This is a genomic window from Gordonia liuliyuniae (assembly GCF_021738805.1).
GTDB lineage: Bacteria > Actinomycetota > Actinomycetes > Mycobacteriales > Mycobacteriaceae > Gordonia > Gordonia liuliyuniae.
On record NZ_JAKKOR010000011.1, the window covers coordinates 12,574 to 27,068 of the forward strand.

The window sequence follows — 14,495 nt, forward strand, 5'->3', positions numbered from 1 at the left end:
GAGCGGAGGCGAGACCAGGTCTGCGCTCCGCTCTCCTCGTATGAAGGGCCTTACGGCTTGTCGGACCCCACGACCCACATCGAGAAGTACTGCGAACCGCCACCGTAGGCGTGGCCGAACGCCTTGCGGGCGTCCGGGACCTGGTGGTCTCCAGCCTTGCCCATCACCTGGATCGCGGCCTCGGCGCAGCGAATCATGCCAGAGGCGCCGATCGGGTTGGACGAGAGCACGCCGCCGGACGCATTGACCGGCAGCTTGCCGCCGATCGCGGTCTCGCCTGCCTCGGTGAGCTTCCAGCCCTCGTATTCGGGCATGAAGCCGAGGTTCTCCAGCCACATCGGCTCGAACCAGGAGAACGGGACGTAGATTTCGGCGGTGTCGATCTCCTCGAGCGGATTCGTGATTCCTGCGGCCTTCCAGAGTGCGGCGGACGCGTCGCGACCTGCCTGCGGACTCACGACGTTGCGGTGCGAGTACGAGAGCGGTTCGGTGCGCATCGCCGTCGCATGAATCCACGCGACCGGGCGGCCGTCGGCGACGGCGTCGTCGGCCGCGGCCTCGTCGCCGATCACGACTGCGCAGGCCCCGTCCGACGACGGACACGTCTCGTCGAACCGGATCGGATCCCACAGCATCTGCGAGGCGAGGACCTTGTCGACGGTGATGTCGGGCTGCTGCAAGTGCGCCAACGGGTTGCGTGAGCCGTTGAGACGATCCTTGGTAGCGACCATCGCGCCGATGTGATCCGGCGCCTGCGAGTTGTTGATGTACGCGCGGACGTGCGGAGCGAAGAATCCACCCGCGCCCGCTCCGACCGGCATCGTGAACGGAACCGGGATCGACAGCGCCCACATGGCGTTCGACTCGGACTGCTTCTCCCACGACAGCGCCAACACTCGTCGGTGCACGCCGCTGGTGACCAGCGATGACCCGACGACGGCTGTGGACGCGCCGACCGATCCGGCGGTGTGCACGCGGATGAGTCGCTTCCCGACGGCTCCGATCGCCTCGGCCATCGCGAGCTCGGGCATCATCGATCCCTCGAACAGGTCGGGAGCCTTGCCGATGACGATCGCGTCGATGTCGTCCAGACTGACTTGTGCGTCGTCGAGCGCCCGGTCGATCGCTTCGCGGCACATCCCGGCCATCGTGACGTCGTGTCGTTTGGCGACGTACTTCGTCTGCCCCGTGCCCAGCACGGCGGCGCGATTGCGGCCCATCAGTTCTCGCCTTCCAATGTGAGCACCATGTTCTGTTGCAGCAGTGGCCCGCTCGTCGCGTGCGCCAGCGCTGTGCGCGCCTGCCCGGTGAGGATCGAGTGCGCGGCGTAGCCGATGCGCTGCAGTCCTGCGGAGAACAGTGCGTGGCCGCCCATCACTCCGCCGGACGGGTTGATCTGCGTGTCCTCGCCGATGCCGAGTTCGCGGCGCACGATCAGCTCCTGATGGGTGTACGGCGCGTGGATCTCGGCGACGTCGACGTTGCGGTCGCGGTCGCCGAATGCGGTGTCTGCCGCCAGCTTCGTGGACGGGGACCGAGTCAGGTCGCGGGAGCCGAAGTTGGGGGTGTCGATGCGGTGATCCCACCCGGTGACCCATGCGGGATTCTCGACGAGCTCACGTGCGCGTTCCTCACTGGCGAGGACGACTGCGGCTCCGGCGTCGGCGTACGGGGCGATGTCGCTCTGGCGCAGCGGATCACGGACGTAGTCGGCGGCCAGCAGATCGTCGACCGACGACCCGCCCGCGCGCGCCGCGACGGCGGCCATGTCCGCTTCGGTCCATGCACCGGAGTCGATCCCGGCGCGGGCTTGGAGGCCGGCAAGCGACGGCGCGTCCGGCCAGAGGGGCGCCACCGTGTACGGGTCGGTCTGCAGCGCGAGGACCTGGTCCATGTCGCCGGCGGACGACTTGCCGAAACCGTAGGCGAGCGCGATGTCGACCTCGCCGGTCGCGATCTTGACCCAGGCCTCGTACAGGGCCCACGCCGCGTCCATCTCGACGTGCGACTCGTGGATCGGGGGGACTGCGCCGATGGCGTCGATCGCCGAGATGAACGAGAACGCTCGTCCGGCGAGGTAGTCGGACGACCCGCTGCACCAGAAATCGACGTCGGTGCGGGTGAGGCCCAGGTCGGCGTACACCTTCTGGAAGCAGGGGATCAGCATCTCGACGCCGTTTGTGGTGCCGGTGCTTTCGGGGACATTCGCGCTGTGGGCGAACCCGACCACGGCGATCCGCGGAAGACTCGTGCTCATGTGTCGACTCCTCTCTCTGGTCACAGGTGGTTTCGGTACGACTCGAAGTCGGCGTCGGCCTCGCCGCTCGGAGCGAAATGGCTGATGTTGCGCAGGGTGTGGTCCCATTCGGCTTCCGGCCGCCAGACCGCTTTGACGCGCATGCCCATTCGAACGTCCTCAGCGGGGGTGTCGAGGATCAGATGCAGGAACGGGATGTCGGAGCCGTCGAGGAGGACGTAGGCGGCGACGTACGGGGGTTTGATCTGCTGCCCGAGGAATGGCACGTTGACGATGCAGAACGTCGTGATGGTGCCGGTGTCGGCGAGTTCGACGCGCTCGACCGTTCGCGAACCGTCGGCGGGGCTCACGACGCGCGGCGGGAAGTAGACTTCGCCGGTCTCGACCCGGCCGCCGTACAGCTTGCCCGCCTTGAGTCCCTCCAAGTACCAGGACTCGTTCTCGGTCGCGACGTGCACGACGGTCATGCCGATCGGGGTGGTGATGACGACGTTGCCTGTCTCGTCGGCGATCGAGTCCCCGTCGGCCGGGGACGCCGCGACGGGGGTGTCGCCGAGCGCGAAGTGATCGATGTCGTCGATCCGTCCGGTGCGGACCTCGCGCCAGACGGCGTGTACCCGGGCGCCGGTGCTCACCTGGTCGGGGGAGTCGGCCGCGACCGCGTGCAGCATCGCAGTGTCGGCGCCGTCGAGGCGGACCAACGCCCATGCGAACGGTTCGTCGAGTGGTTGGGTCTGGGCCGGATGCGGCTGCCACGACCAGGTCTCGATCGTGCCGACCGACGCGACCTCGACGATGTCGGTCGTGGCGGCGCCGGTGGTCGGGTCGTACTCGGCGGGTGGCACCGTCACCCGGCCGTCGGATCCGCGGCTGCCGACGATGCGGCCGTCGCGCAACGCGAGGGCGAACTGGGACAGAACGGGCCCGAGGGACCGCGTGTAGTCGAAGGAATTGGTCAGGTCCGCGGAGAGGATTGGCGACTCCGGAACGGGCACCGACACTTCGGGGCTCGAATGTTGGGCACTAATAGTCACCCATCAAATAGAACACGTTCTAGTATTGACGGCAAGGGTTCTGACGAAAGGTGCGCGAGTGAGACTCGGACTACAGCTCGGTTATTGGGGAGCCGGTCCCATCGAGAACGCTGCCGAACTCGTGGTCGCAGCCGAGCGTGCGGGCTTCGACTCCGTGTTCACTGCGGAGTCGTGGGGATCGGACTGCTACACCCCGCTGGCCTGGTGGGGTTCACAGACTTCGCGTGTGCGGCTCGGCACCGCGGTGGCCCAACTGTCGGCGCGGCCTCCGACGTCGTTGGCGATGGCCGCGTTGACGATCGACCACCTCTCCGGTGGACGTCATGTGATTGGCCTCGGCGTCTCGGGTCCGCAGGTGGTCGAAGGCTGGTACGGCCAGCCCTTTGGGAAGCCCCTCGCCCGCACGCGCGAATACGTTCGCGTAGTGCGTGAGGTTCTGGCCCGGGAAGCGCCGGTGACCAGTGACGGGCCGCATTATCGGCTCCCGCTCGTCGGCGGGGACGGCGTCACCGGTCTGGGCAAGGCGTTGAAGCCGATCACGCACCCGCTGCGCGCCGACATCCCGATCTGGTTGGGCGCCGAGGGGCCGCGCAACGTCGCGCAGACCGCCGAGATCGCCGACGGGTGGCTCGCCGTCTTCTACACGCCGCGTCTGGCCGACATGTTCAACGGCTGGCTCGACGAAGGGTTCGCGCGGGCGGGCGCTCGCCGGAGGAGGGGAGACTTCGAGATCGCCGCCAACGCGCAGTGCGTCATCACCGACGACGTCCCGGCCGCCATCGAACGATACCGGCCGTCGACCGCGCTGTACGTCGGCGGCATGGGTGCGGCGGAGAAGAACTTCCACGCAGATCTATACCGCCGCATGGGATACGGCGATGTCGTCGACGAGGTCGGACGTCTGTTCCGATCCGGCCGGAAGGCCGAGGCGGTCGCCGCGGTGCCCGACGAGATGGTCCGCGAGACCATGCTCGTCGGCACCCGGGGGGAGGTCCGAGACCAGATTCGCGTGTGGGAGGCCGCGGGCGTCACGACCCTGATGGTCACCGCCCGGGACGTGGACACGATCGGCGAGCTGGCCTTGCTCGTCTGACCCGTCAGCGGGGCTCCGGCGGCGAGATCACCTCCCGTGCGGTCGCGGCGACCGAATCACGCAGCCACCGTCGTGGCGTCCCGTCGGGCAGATGCCTGCGCACTGCCCCGTACGGCAGATCGACCAACGCGTACATCGCGCGGTCGAACTGTTCTCGGCCCGCCTCGCCGAAGTGGCGCCGAGTCCAGTCGGCCAGTGCGGCCCGCGCTGCGGCGTTGTGTTCACGAAGTTCGTCGATGACGGGTTGTGTTGCACGGCGGCCGATCTCGCCCTCGTTAAAGGTCAGCAGCAGTCGTGCACTGTCGGGGTTCGCGGCACACCAATCGAAGATGTACGCGATCGCATCGTCGGCTGCGGCAGCGGTGTCGTCGTGTGCCAGGGCGTCGACAAGGCCCGACTGGAACTCGACGATCGTGCGGAGCCAGAGTCGTGCGAGGATCTCGTCGCTGCCCGCGAAACGGTGGTACACCGAGCCGGACGGTGCCCCGCTGACTCGCGCGACGGCGGTGGCGGTGACTGCGGCCGGGCCGTCGTCGAGTGCGATCTGCATGGCGGTGTCGAGCAGGTCGTCGGTGGAGAACTTCGGGCGGCGCCCCATTTCAGCCTGTCCGCTCGGTCAGGAGGCCGGCTCGGTGGCCAGGACGGTGCCCTGTGCGACCGCGCACAGCTTCACTGTGCCCTCGTTATCGACCATTTCGATGCGGCAGCGGGTCGTAGCCTTGCGGCGACTCGAGTGGACGAGTTCGGCCGTCGACCGTACGACCGCGCCGTCACGGCCTGCTGATACGTAATCGATGCTGAATCCGCTGGTCAGTACGTTCGGGCCGAGACCGAGCGCGGCCGCGTACGTGAGGCTGTTGTCGGCAAGGTAGGCCAGCACGCCTCCGTGGATGAGGCCGAACTGCTGGCGCAAGCGATCGTTCACCGGCACCTCCAGGACGGCGATACCGTCCCCGAAGGATGCCAACCGTGCGTCGAGCAGTGCGCTGAACGGTTGGGCCTCGAGGACCTGACGTGCGAGTTCGAACTCCATGTAATAGAGGATTGTCTCTAATAATTCTGGAGTCAAGGGTCGATGCTCAGCCGGCGGGGGCCGACCTCGTGGGTCTCGCTATCATTCGCCGGTGAACTGGGGCTTCTCCTTGTTGGCGAACGCACGCGGTCCGATCTTCGCGTCGGCCGATTTGAAGACGGACGCACCGAGGTCGGCGTCGATCTTGAATGCCTCCTCCTCGTGCAGTCCTTCGGAGTCTCGGATGGTCTTGAGGATCGCCTGGACGGCGAGCGGTCCGTTCGCCGCGATCTGCTCGGCGATCTCGAGGGCCTTCTCGAGTGCGGTGCCGTCGGGCACCACGTAGCCGACCAGCCCGTACCGTTCGGCTTCGGTCGCGGTGATGTGGCGGCCGGTCAGCAGGATGTCGGCGGCGACGGTGTACGGGATCTGTCGGACCAGGCGCACTGCGCTGCCGCCCAGCGGGAACAGGCCCCACTTGGCTTCTGACACACCGAACTTCGCACTCTCGGCGGCCACTCGAATGTCGGTGCCCTGCAGGATCTCGGTGCCCCCCGCGATAGCGGGGCCCTCGACCGCGGCGATCAGCGGTTTGGTGAGGCGGCGGCCCTTGAGGAGTGCGGGCAGCCGTGTCAGGTCCCAGCCGCCTTCGGCGAACTTGTCGCCGGGGGCCTTCTTGTTCATCGACTTGAGGTCGGCGCCCGCGCAGAAGTAGCCGCCCGCGCCGGTCAGGATCGCGACGCGGATGTCCGGATCGGCGTCCACCTGATCCCACGCCTGCTCCATGATCGACATCATCTCCGTGGAGAGCGCATTGCGTGCCTCGGGACGGTTCATTGTGACGATCAGGACGTGGCCGCGCTTCTCGACGAGGCACTCCGGTGCGGCGGCGTCGACTGTGCTCTGTTCGGGCATGTTTCCTCCGGTCTGGCGAATCCCTTGCCACGAACAGTAACACGTTCTAGTTTTGACGTATGGCCTTCACAATAGCCGACCTCATCGAGCATGCGGTCGACCTGATGCCCGACCGAATCGCTCTCGAATCGGGAGACGAGAGTCGGACCTACGCGCAGATGGAGGAGCGATCCAACGCGATCGCTCACACACTCGCCGAACTCGGCGTTCGACCGGGTGACAGAGTGGGTCTGTACAGCAGGAACACCATCGAGTCCGTCGAGGCCATGATCGCGATCTTCAAGATTCGAGCGGTCATGGTCAACGTCAACTACCGGTACGTGGAATCCGAGCTGGAACACATCATCGCCGACTCCGGGATGAAGGTCCTCATTCACGAGGAGCGGTACACCGGCCGGGTGTGCAACGTGTTATCGAAATCGGCATTCGACGTCACGGCTCGGATAGTGATCTCGACCCCGTTCGACCAGCAGGCGGCTGCGGTCGACCAGCCAGGTACACCGGTGCCCGGTGTCGCCGTCGTCGACTACGAGGACGCGATCGCCGACTCGTCGCACGAGCGAGACTTCGATCAACGCAGCGACGACGATCTCTACATCGTCTACACCGGCGGGACCACCGGAAAGCCGAAAGGCGTCGTCTGGCGTCAAGAGGACGTGTGGCGCGTCCTCGGCGGCGGCATCGACTGGTACACGGGCACACCCGTCGCCGACGAGTGGGAGCACGCCAGGACCGGAGCCGAAGGCGGACAACTCGTCCGCTTCCCGATCCCGCCGTTCATCCACGGCGGCAGCCAGTGGGCCATCTTCCAATCGTTGTTCGCCGGCGGAAAGTCCGTCGTCTACCCGGACTTCGACCCCGCCGCCGTGTGGGAGGCCGTCGACAAGCACAAGGTGAACGTCATCTTCATCACCGGCGACGCCATGGGGCGACCGATGATCGAAGCGCTCGAAGCCGGTGAGTACGACACCTCGTCGATCGTGTCCGTGGCCTCGTCGGCCGCGCTGTTCTCGCCCGCGGTCAAAGAGCGGTATCTGGACAAGTTCCCGAACGCGGTCGTTGTCGATGCCATCGGCTCCTCCGAGACCGGATTCGGCGGGATGGGCATGGCGGTGAAGGGCCAGAGCCGAGTGGGAGCGCCCACCGTGAAAGCGGACCCGAACACCCACGTGCTGCGTGCGGACGGCACCCGGATCCAGCCGGGCGACGACGAGACCGGCCGGCTCGCCCGCAGCGGCCACATTCCGCTGCGCTATCACAATGCGCCAGCCAAGAGCGCCGAGACGTTCGTCGAGTACGACGGAGTTAGGTACTCGCTGCCCGGCGACTTCGCGCGCCTCGAGGCCGACGGGACCATCACCATGCTCGGTCGCGGGTCGATGTCGATCAACACGGGCGGCGAGAAGGTGTTCCCGGAAGAGGTCGAGGCCGCGTTGAAGTCGCATCCCGACGTCTTCGACGTGAGTGTCGTCGGCGTGCCCGACGAGCGGTTCGGTCAACGTGTCGCCGCCGTGGTGGCCGCTCGCAACGGCGCGCGGCCGACGCTGCCTGAGCTAGGCGAGGTCGTCCGCGTCGTCCTGGCCGGATACAAGGCTCCGCGCAGCATCTGGTTCGTCGACGAGTTGAAGCGTTCACCCGCCGGGAAGCCGGACTACCGCTGGGCGGCAGACGTCGCGTCCTCGCGCGAGCCCGACGAATCCCTCTAGACCCTGCAGACGCAGCCCAAGAACGGACAAGGACAGAAATGAAGACGGATCTCAGTGAGAAGTTCGGTATCGAATACCCGATCTTCGGGTTCACTCCGAGCCAGCATGTAGCCGCCGCGATCAGCCGCGCAGGTGGCCTCGGGGTGCTCGGGTGCGTGCGGTTCAACGAAGCCGACGAGCTCGACGAAGTCCTCGAATGGATGCACGAGAACACCGATGGCAAGCCGTTCGGCGTCGATGTCGTGATGCCCGCCAAGATCCCGACCGAAGGCTCCAAAGTCGACCTGGACTCGATGATTCCGCCCGAGCATCGCGCGTTCGTGGAGCGGACGCTCGACGATCTCGGGGTGCCGCCCCTCCCCGGCGGGGGCGACCGCGTCAACACGGGGGTTCTCGGCTGGTTGCACTCGGTCGCGCGCTCGCACGTCGACATCGCGATGGAGCACACCCGTAAGTACGGACAGATCAAGTTGATCGCGAACGCGCTCGGGTCGCCGCCGGACGACGTCATCGCGATCGCGCACGAGAACGGTGTGCAGGTCGCGGCGCTGGCGGGTGCGAAGGAGCATGCACTCAGTCATGTGAACGCGGGCGTCGACATCGTGATCGCGCAGGGCTACGAGGGCGGCGGCCACACCGGGGAGGTCACGTCGATGATCCTGTGGCCCGAACTCGTCGACGCGCTCGGCGATCGGGCGCCGGTCCTCGCTGCGGGCGGCGTCGGCAGCGGGAGGCAGATGGCCGCTGCCATCGCGCTCGGCGCGCAGGGCGTGTGGATGGGCACCTACTGGCTGACGGCGGCCGAGTACGACTTGGGCGCGACCGGCGACGGCCCGTCGACGGTTCAACAGGCGCTGCTCGCCGCGACCTCGCGCGACACCGTTCGACGTCGCATCTACTCGGGGAAGCCCGCACGTCTCCTCAAGACCAAGTGGACCGATGCGTGGGACGCGGCGAACGCGCCCGAGCCGCTGCCGATGCCGCTGCAGAACCTGCTCGTGGGAGAGGCACACGCCCGCATCTCTCTGGCCGACGATCCCGGTGTCGTCGCGATGCCCGCCGGCCAAATCGTCGGACGGTGCAATGCGATCACACCGGTCGACGAACTGATCGACGGGCTGGTCTCCGAGTACAAGGGGGCGGCGGCCAGGATCGCGGCGACGCTGTCCGACAGTTGAGCGAACTCGACTACTGCATGCCGTAGCGGCGCTTGAACCGCTCGACGCGGCCCTCCGAGTCCATGACGCGCTGCGCGCCTGTCCAGAACGGGTGCGAATCGCTCGTCACATCGACGACGATGAGCGGATAGGTGTTTCCATCCGACCAGTCGACGGTGTTCTCCGAGGTCGCCGTCGACCGGGTCAGGAACTCTTTGCCGGTCGCCGCGTCACGGAAGACGACCGGGTGGTAATCGGGGTGGATTCCAGATTTCATAGTTGCTCTCCTTCTGGTCTCGACTCCGCTCGAGAGGCGGATGACGATTCGGTTCGGTCGGTCGGGGATTCCATGTCGTCGCACGGGTCGCGGTGGGCGTGCCCGAACGGCGAGGGCAGTGACGTGATGTAGTCCTGGCCGCGTGCGAGTTCGTCGTCGGTCACCAGCGCATCTGCGAGTGCGCGACGAACGTCGCCAGGATCGGCGCGGTGGCACAGGACGGTCAGCGCGGTGTGTCGGTCGCCATGCTCACGATCCCACCGCAGCGAGGCCAGGACCTGGTGCGCGGGGTCGATGTTCGAATGGTCGTCGACGCACGCCAACCAGGTGCCGACGTGCAGGATCGACAGTCCGCCGCCCGCTGACTCGAGCCACATGACGTCGTCCGGGTCGGACGCGAACCACATCCGTCCGCGGGCGGTCACGACCCCCTCGAGCAGTACGTCGAGGCTGTCGTGGAGCCGTTCGGGATGGAACGGACGGTCGGCCTCGAACGACACGAGCTGTACGCCGCAGTCCTCGTCGAGGTCGGGTCCGCCGGCGAGCAACGGGTCGAAAGGCTGCGTCGGACGACCATGCGGCGTGCCCGGCGTCATGGAGTCGATCGATCCGTCGACGACTGCCCGCGTGAGTGCCTGCTGGCTGTTGAGTGTGCGCATGCCCGCCGCAGGTGCGAGCCGCAGCAGCACGGCGTGCAGACGCGCGAGATCGTATGCGCTCTCGACTCCGTCGGCGCCGTCGATGACGATCGCGTCCGCGAATCGGACCTGTGCGACGGCGATCTGGGACAGCGTCCGCTCATCGTCGGGTTCGGTCGCACCCTCCTCGATCACACCCGCTTCGGCGAGTGTCGCGTCGCCGGTCGCGTCGTCGAGCCAACTCCTCGCGTCGATCCCGCACAGCGTCGCAGATATCTCTACGTCCGCAGACGCCGGGCCGGGGGCGACGTCGGGCGCCTCGACGACGGTACTGTCGATCTCGACGGCCAACCGCTCGGGTTCGACCATGGGATCGAGCAGGACGACGATCTGTCGAACGTCGGGGTCGCGGTGCAGGGTGCGCAACATCGGCAGCAGATCCAAGCGCAGCGTGCACGACACACAACCGTGCTCGAGGTCGACGTCGTCGATGCTGAGCGTGTCGACGCCGTCGAGTGACATGCGGTGCTCGACGCGTGTCACTCGCCCCGCTGCGACGTCACGCAAGTCGTGCGAGACGACCGTCGTACCTGCGCTCAACAACGTGTAGGCGATGCGTGCGCTGATGGTCCGGTCCAGGCCTGCGACCAGCGTCACCGGGGTGCGGTGCGTCGCGTCGGACATGTGGACTCCTTCGTTTCGATCTCGTACTAATGAACACGATTTCCGTTTGAATAATTCCGACTGTAGCCTGGCGAACGCATTTAATGCGAATCGTTTTCGATAAGAAGGAGTGCATGTGTCCGCCGAATGCCAAGTCACCGGGAAGGTTCCCGGGTTCGGGAAGCAGGTCTCGCACTCGCATCGACGCACGTCACGGCAGTGGCGGCCGAACATCCAGCGCAAGACGTACTGGGTTCCGTCGCTCGGACGGCGCGTCACGCTGCGAGTGTCCGCGGCCGGAATCAAGACGATCGACCGCGATGGGATCGACGCCGTCGTCGCACGCGTCAAAGCTGCGGGGCGGCTCTAGATGAGCAAGAGCACCGACATACGGCCCATCGTGAAGCTCAAGTCCACTGCCGGGACCGGCTACACGTATGTGACCCGCAAGAACCGTCGGAACGACCCGGACCGACTCGTGTTGCGCAAGTACGACCCGGTGGTCCGCCGCCACGTCGAATTCAAGGAGGAGCGCTGATGGCCAAGAAGTCCAAGATCGTGAAAGAGCAACGCCGCCGTGAGATCGTCGCGCGGTACGCCGAACGACGCGCGGAACTGAAGGCGATCATCGCATCGCCGACCAGTTCCGCGGACGCGGTCGCGCAGGCGCGCGCCGAACTGGCGAGCCAACCGCGCGACGCCAGTGCCACCCGGCTACGAAACCGTGACGCCGTCGACGGGCGACCGCGCGGATACATCGGCAAGGCCGGAGTCTCCCGTGTTCGATTCCGGTCCATGGCCCACCGCGGTGAACTCCCGGGCATCACGAAGGCGAGCTGGTGATGGCGAAACCGAAGAAGTCGAACAGTACTGGTAAGCCGAACAGGGTCGGTAAAGCGAGCAGGGTTGGAGTCAAGCGCCGCACGGCCGATCCGACTCTGACGTTCGACTACAAAGACACCGCGACGCTGCGCCGCTTCCTCACTGAACGCGGCCGCATCCGTGCGCGTGCCGTCACCGGGCTGACACCGCAGCAGCAACGACAGCTCGCCACGGCCGTCCGGAATGCGCGGGAGATGGCTCTGCTCCCATTCTGACCGAGCGGTGCGGCGCGGCTGGTCAGGCGTGCCAGGTCGGGTCGCCCAGCGATGTGACCAGGGCCGAGCGGGCGGTCTTGAAGGTCGCGGTCTGCGGGAGGGTGGCGACGAGCCAGACGCGGGTCGGCCGCTGTTTGGGGCCGAGATCGGTTTGAGCGTCGAGGAACGACTCGAACTCGGCACGGTCGAGTCCGTCGGCGACGAGGACGGCTCCGACGGCGTCGCCGATCTCCGTGGGGACACCGATCACGACGGCATCGCAGACGCGCGGATGCCTGCGGAGGATCGTTTCGATCGGACGCGTGCCGAGATTCTCGCCGTCGACGCGCAGCCAGTCGCCGATGCGTCCGGCGAAGTGAACGTAGCCGCCGTCGTCCACCCAGCCGAGGTCTCCGGTGCGGTACACGCCGCCGCGCATGCGTTCGGCGGTCGCCGCATCGTCACCGTAGTAGCCGTCGAACAGGCCGGGCCCCGACGTGTTCACGATCTCGCCGACCACGCCGGGGGCGACCGGGTCGAGCGTGTCGGGGTCGACCACCGCGACCGGAGCGGTCAGCGGGCCGAGCGCATCGTCCGGGGTGTCCGGTGTCCGCGAGATCGAGACACCGGATTCCGTCGACCCGAAGCCGTCGACGACGCGCACACCGAAACGGCGCGCGAACTCGGTGCGGTCGACGGCCGACGCCTCGTTGCCGTACATGATGCGCAGCGACGTCGTCGCGTCGTCGGGGCGCTCGGCAGTGGCGAGAATGTAGTGCAGCGGCTGGCCGACATAGTTGGCGAAGGTGACACCGTAGCGGCGGACGTCGTCGCCGAACCCGCGTGCGGAGAAGCGCGGCGCTATCGCGAGCGAGCATCGCGCCGCCGCGGCGACCGACCATCCGGCGATCAGTGCGTTCGAGTGGAACATCGGCATCGACACGTAGGCGACGTCCTCGGGGCCCATCGTGAACCGGTGGGCGAGCATGGCGCCTGGTGCCGCGAACTTCCGTTGACTGCATCGGACCGCCTTCGGGTCGCCGGTGGTGCCCGAAGTGAAGATGAGCATCACCAGGTCCTGCGGGCGGGTCTCGACCGGTACGAAGTCGTCCGGTGCGGCAGCAGCAACCGCGGACGTCCATTCGGCCGAGGACACGTCGATCACGCGGGCGTCGGGAACATGGCCCAGCAGTGGCGCGGTCTCGGGAGAGACCAGGATCAGTTGGCAGTCCGCACGCTCCGCGTCCGCGACGAGAGGCTCGCCTCGTCGCGTCGAGTTGAGGCCGACGAGTACGAATCCGCCGAGCGCGGCCGCGGCGAACAGCCTCGAGAAGTCGATGCCGTTGCCCAGCAGGACGCCGACGTGGCGCGGCCGCTCATCGTCGAGTATCGAATCGGCGACCGCGGCGTACCGGCGGGCGTCGGCGAGATGGTCACGCCATGACGTGAACTCGCCCTGAAACCAGACGCCCTGGTCGTCGACCTCCGCCAACGGCGCGAGCAACCGTCCGAGCGTGACCGCATCGGTGACCGACGGCGCAGTCACCGCGCGGCCAGCATTGCGCCGAGCTCGCCGAGTACCACCGGAGCCGCGCCGTAGGTGAACTCGTTCTGCTTGGCGCGCAAGAAGAATCGGTGAACAGGGTGGGAGGTGTCGAGTCCGACGCCGCCATGCACGTGCACCGTCGTATGTGCGACGCGGTGGCCCGCGTCCGCGGTCCAGAAGGCCGCTGTGTCGACCGCGGCGGTCGCCTCGGCGTTGTCCGTCTCGGCTGCGCCGGACAGCAGCCACGCGGCCTGGGTGACGGTCAACGAGAGTGCCTGCACGTCGATGTAGTCGTCGGCCAGGCGTTGCGCGACCGCCTGGAACGAACCGATCTTGCGTCCGAACTGTTCGCGTTCGCGTGCGTACTCGGCGGTCGCGGCGAGTGCACCCGCCACCACACCAGCCTGGTCTGCCGCCAGCCCGAGACGCAGCAGGTCCCGAGCACGCGCCGCGGTGGTCGAACCACCGTCGAGGACGGTGCCTGCCGCGCCGTCGAAGACCACCGTGTACACCGGGGTCAGACCGGTCGTCGGGGTCTCGGTGACAGTGACGCCTGCCGTGCCGTCGACCACGACCACGACCGTGCCGTCCGCGCCCGCCGCGGTCACCAGGAGAGCATCGGCGGCCTCCGCGTACGGCACGTTCAGCTTGGTTCCGGTCACCGCGCCATCCGCGGACACAGTGGTCGACGGTGCGAGCAGGTCGAAGCCCAGATCCTCTTCGACGGCCGCTGAGATCACCGCGTCGCCGGTGACCGCCTTGCCGAGCAGATCGTGCACGGCGTCGCCGCCATACGCGGCCAGCAGCGGCACCGCTGCCACCGCGTGCTGCGGGTACGGCACCCGGGCCAGGGCGCGGCCGAGAGCGGTGGCGACCGCGGTGGTCTCCATCGTCGTCAGATCGGCTCCGCCGTCTCCGACGAGGTCGGACGGCGCCGCCAGTCCGAGCAGGCCCGCATTCGCGATCTCACGCCACAGGTCGGCGTCGATCGCCGCGTGAGCGGTCTCGAGTTCTGCGGTGTGCTCGCCGGTCGCGAGTCGTGTGGTGATGTCGGTGGTGAGGCCGGTCAGGTCGCTCGCGGCCTCGGTGAGAGTGAAGTCCATGTCGATGTTCCTTAGAGG

17 protein-coding genes are annotated in these 14,495 nt (G+C 67.3%); 7 read left to right on the plus strand and 10 right to left on the minus strand.

The genetic code is table 11. The features are described 5' to 3' along the window. Window positions 1-50 precede the first annotated feature (50 nt). The 3 genes from L5G33_RS14035 to L5G33_RS14045 are packed head-to-tail and all read right to left on the minus strand — an operon-like array spanning window position 51 to window position 3,291. Complete coding sequence (locus L5G33_RS14035) at window positions 51-1,220, minus strand: thiolase family protein (RefSeq protein WP_236998816.1); 1,170 nt, start codon at window positions 1,218-1,220, stop codon at window positions 51-53. Next, entirely contained in the window at window positions 1,220-2,257 is a 1,038-nt protein-coding gene (locus L5G33_RS14040; RefSeq protein WP_236998817.1) for a thiolase family protein, read from the minus strand. The genes L5G33_RS14035 and L5G33_RS14040 overlap by 1 nt, the downstream gene beginning before the upstream one ends. A 20-nt stretch (window positions 2,258-2,277) precedes the next feature. Beyond that, on the minus strand, window positions 2,278-3,291 hold the full coding sequence (locus L5G33_RS14045) for a Zn-ribbon domain-containing OB-fold protein (protein WP_236998818.1): 1,014 nt from the start codon (window positions 3,289-3,291) through the stop codon (window positions 2,278-2,280). Between the two features lie 58 nt (window positions 3,292-3,349). Between L5G33_RS14045 and L5G33_RS14050 the strand changes: the two genes are divergently transcribed. Further along, complete coding sequence (locus L5G33_RS14050) at window positions 3,350-4,384, plus strand: LLM class F420-dependent oxidoreductase (RefSeq protein ID WP_236998819.1); 1,035 nt, start codon at window positions 3,350-3,352, stop codon at window positions 4,382-4,384. Window positions 4,385-4,388: 4 nt separating this feature from the next. Here the strand turns inward: L5G33_RS14050 and L5G33_RS14055 are convergent, their stop codons facing one another. From L5G33_RS14055 to L5G33_RS14065, 3 genes are all read right to left on the minus strand, one after another. Then, complete coding sequence (locus L5G33_RS14055; protein ID WP_236998820.1) at window positions 4,389-4,982, minus strand: TetR family transcriptional regulator; 594 nt, start codon at window positions 4,980-4,982, stop codon at window positions 4,389-4,391. 18 nt (window positions 4,983-5,000) lie between these two features. Beyond that, a complete protein-coding gene (locus L5G33_RS14060) occupies window positions 5,001-5,417 on the minus strand; it encodes a PaaI family thioesterase (RefSeq protein WP_236998821.1) in 417 nt (138 codons plus the stop codon). Window positions 5,418-5,498: 81 nt separating this feature from the next. After that, on the minus strand, window positions 5,499-6,311 hold the full coding sequence (locus L5G33_RS14065; RefSeq protein ID WP_236998822.1) for a crotonase/enoyl-CoA hydratase family protein: 813 nt from the start codon (window positions 6,309-6,311) through the stop codon (window positions 5,499-5,501). Window positions 6,312-6,370: 59 nt separating this feature from the next. Between L5G33_RS14065 and L5G33_RS14070 the strand changes: the two genes are divergently transcribed. Then, window positions 6,371-8,017 (plus strand): acyl-CoA synthetase, encoded by a 1,647-nt coding sequence (locus L5G33_RS14070; RefSeq protein WP_236998823.1) that lies wholly within the window; start codon window positions 6,371-6,373, stop codon window positions 8,015-8,017. Window positions 8,018-8,055: 38 nt separating this feature from the next. Next, the gene (locus tag L5G33_RS14075; protein WP_236998824.1) at window positions 8,056-9,195 is read left to right on the plus strand and encodes an NAD(P)H-dependent flavin oxidoreductase; all 1,140 of its coding nucleotides are present in this window, start codon (window positions 8,056-8,058) and stop codon (window positions 9,193-9,195) included. A gap of 10 nt (window positions 9,196-9,205) precedes the next feature. Here the strand turns inward: L5G33_RS14075 and L5G33_RS14080 are convergent, their stop codons facing one another. Then, the gene (locus L5G33_RS14080) at window positions 9,206-9,451 is read right to left on the minus strand and encodes a type B 50S ribosomal protein L31 (protein ID WP_236998825.1); all 246 of its coding nucleotides are present in this window, start codon (window positions 9,449-9,451) and stop codon (window positions 9,206-9,208) included. Beyond that, on the minus strand, window positions 9,448-10,773 hold the full coding sequence (gene mrf, locus L5G33_RS14085) for a ribosome hibernation factor-recruiting GTPase MRF (protein ID WP_236998826.1): 1,326 nt from the start codon (window positions 10,771-10,773) through the stop codon (window positions 9,448-9,450). The genes L5G33_RS14080 and mrf overlap by 4 nt, the downstream gene beginning before the upstream one ends. Window positions 10,774-10,888: 115 nt before the next feature. Here mrf and rpmB point away from each other — a divergent pair, with 115 nt between their 5' ends. The 4 genes from rpmB to rpsR are packed head-to-tail and all read left to right on the plus strand — an operon-like array spanning window position 10,889 to window position 11,849. After that, a complete protein-coding gene (gene rpmB / locus L5G33_RS14090) occupies window positions 10,889-11,122 on the plus strand; it encodes a 50S ribosomal protein L28 (protein ID WP_236998827.1) in 234 nt (77 codons plus the stop codon). Next, window positions 11,123-11,290: a 50S ribosomal protein L33 gene (rpmG, locus tag L5G33_RS14095; protein ID WP_236998828.1), complete on the plus strand. Its 168-nt coding sequence runs from the start codon at window positions 11,123-11,125 to the stop codon at window positions 11,288-11,290. Beyond that, window positions 11,290-11,595 (plus strand): 30S ribosomal protein S14, encoded by a 306-nt coding sequence (gene rpsN / locus L5G33_RS14100; protein WP_236998829.1) that lies wholly within the window; start codon window positions 11,290-11,292, stop codon window positions 11,593-11,595. The genes rpmG and rpsN overlap by 1 nt, the downstream gene beginning before the upstream one ends. Then, window positions 11,595-11,849 carry a 30S ribosomal protein S18 gene (rpsR, locus tag L5G33_RS14105; protein ID WP_265742972.1) on the plus strand — a complete coding sequence of 85 codons (255 nt, stop codon included), beginning with the start codon at window positions 11,595-11,597 and terminating at the stop codon, window positions 11,847-11,849. The genes rpsN and rpsR overlap by 1 nt, the downstream gene beginning before the upstream one ends. Window positions 11,850-11,871: 22 nt before the next feature. Here rpsR and L5G33_RS14110 read toward each other — a convergent pair whose 3' ends face one another. Both L5G33_RS14110 and L5G33_RS14115 read right to left on the minus strand, forming a co-directional pair. Next, window positions 11,872-13,374 carry an AMP-binding protein gene (locus L5G33_RS14110; protein WP_236998831.1) on the minus strand — a complete coding sequence of 501 codons (1,503 nt, stop codon included), beginning with the start codon at window positions 13,372-13,374 and terminating at the stop codon, window positions 11,872-11,874. Beyond that, window positions 13,371-14,477: an acyl-CoA dehydrogenase family protein gene (locus L5G33_RS14115; RefSeq protein WP_236998832.1), complete on the minus strand. Its 1,107-nt coding sequence runs from the start codon at window positions 14,475-14,477 to the stop codon at window positions 13,371-13,373. Before L5G33_RS14115 ends, L5G33_RS14110 begins: the two co-directional genes overlap by 4 nt. Window positions 14,478-14,495: the final 18 nt, after the last annotated feature.

Coding starts and splice junctions, on each gene's coding strand:
- L5G33_RS14080 (WP_236998825.1), bottom strand. CDS start 9,451: ATGAAATCTGGAATCCACCCCGATTACCACCCGGTCGTCTTCCGTGAC.
- L5G33_RS14060 (WP_236998821.1), bottom strand. CDS start 5,417: ATGGAGTTCGAACTCGCACGTCAGGTCCTCGAGGCCCAACCGTTCAGC.
- rpsN (WP_236998829.1), top strand. CDS start 11,290: ATGGCCAAGAAGTCCAAGATCGTGAAAGAGCAACGCCGCCGTGAGATC.
- rpsR (WP_265742972.1), top strand. CDS start 11,595: ATGGCGAAACCGAAGAAGTCGAACAGTACTGGTAAGCCGAACAGGGTC.
- L5G33_RS14035 (WP_236998816.1), bottom strand. CDS start 1,220: ATGGGCCGCAATCGCGCCGCCGTGCTGGGCACGGGGCAGACGAAGTAC.
- L5G33_RS14065 (WP_236998822.1), bottom strand. CDS start 6,311: ATGCCCGAACAGAGCACAGTCGACGCCGCCGCACCGGAGTGCCTCGTC.
- L5G33_RS14070 (WP_236998823.1), top strand. CDS start 6,371: ATGGCCTTCACAATAGCCGACCTCATCGAGCATGCGGTCGACCTGATG.
- L5G33_RS14115 (WP_236998832.1), bottom strand. CDS start 14,477: ATGGACTTCACTCTCACCGAGGCCGCGAGCGACCTGACCGGCCTCACC.
- L5G33_RS14055 (WP_236998820.1), bottom strand. CDS start 4,982: ATGGGGCGCCGCCCGAAGTTCTCCACCGACGACCTGCTCGACACCGCC.
- L5G33_RS14075 (WP_236998824.1), top strand. CDS start 8,056: ATGAAGACGGATCTCAGTGAGAAGTTCGGTATCGAATACCCGATCTTC.
- L5G33_RS14040 (WP_236998817.1), bottom strand. CDS start 2,257: ATGAGCACGAGTCTTCCGCGGATCGCCGTGGTCGGGTTCGCCCACAGC.
- rpmG (WP_236998828.1), top strand. CDS start 11,123: ATGAGCAAGAGCACCGACATACGGCCCATCGTGAAGCTCAAGTCCACT.
- mrf (WP_236998826.1), bottom strand. CDS start 10,773: ATGTCCGACGCGACGCACCGCACCCCGGTGACGCTGGTCGCAGGCCTG.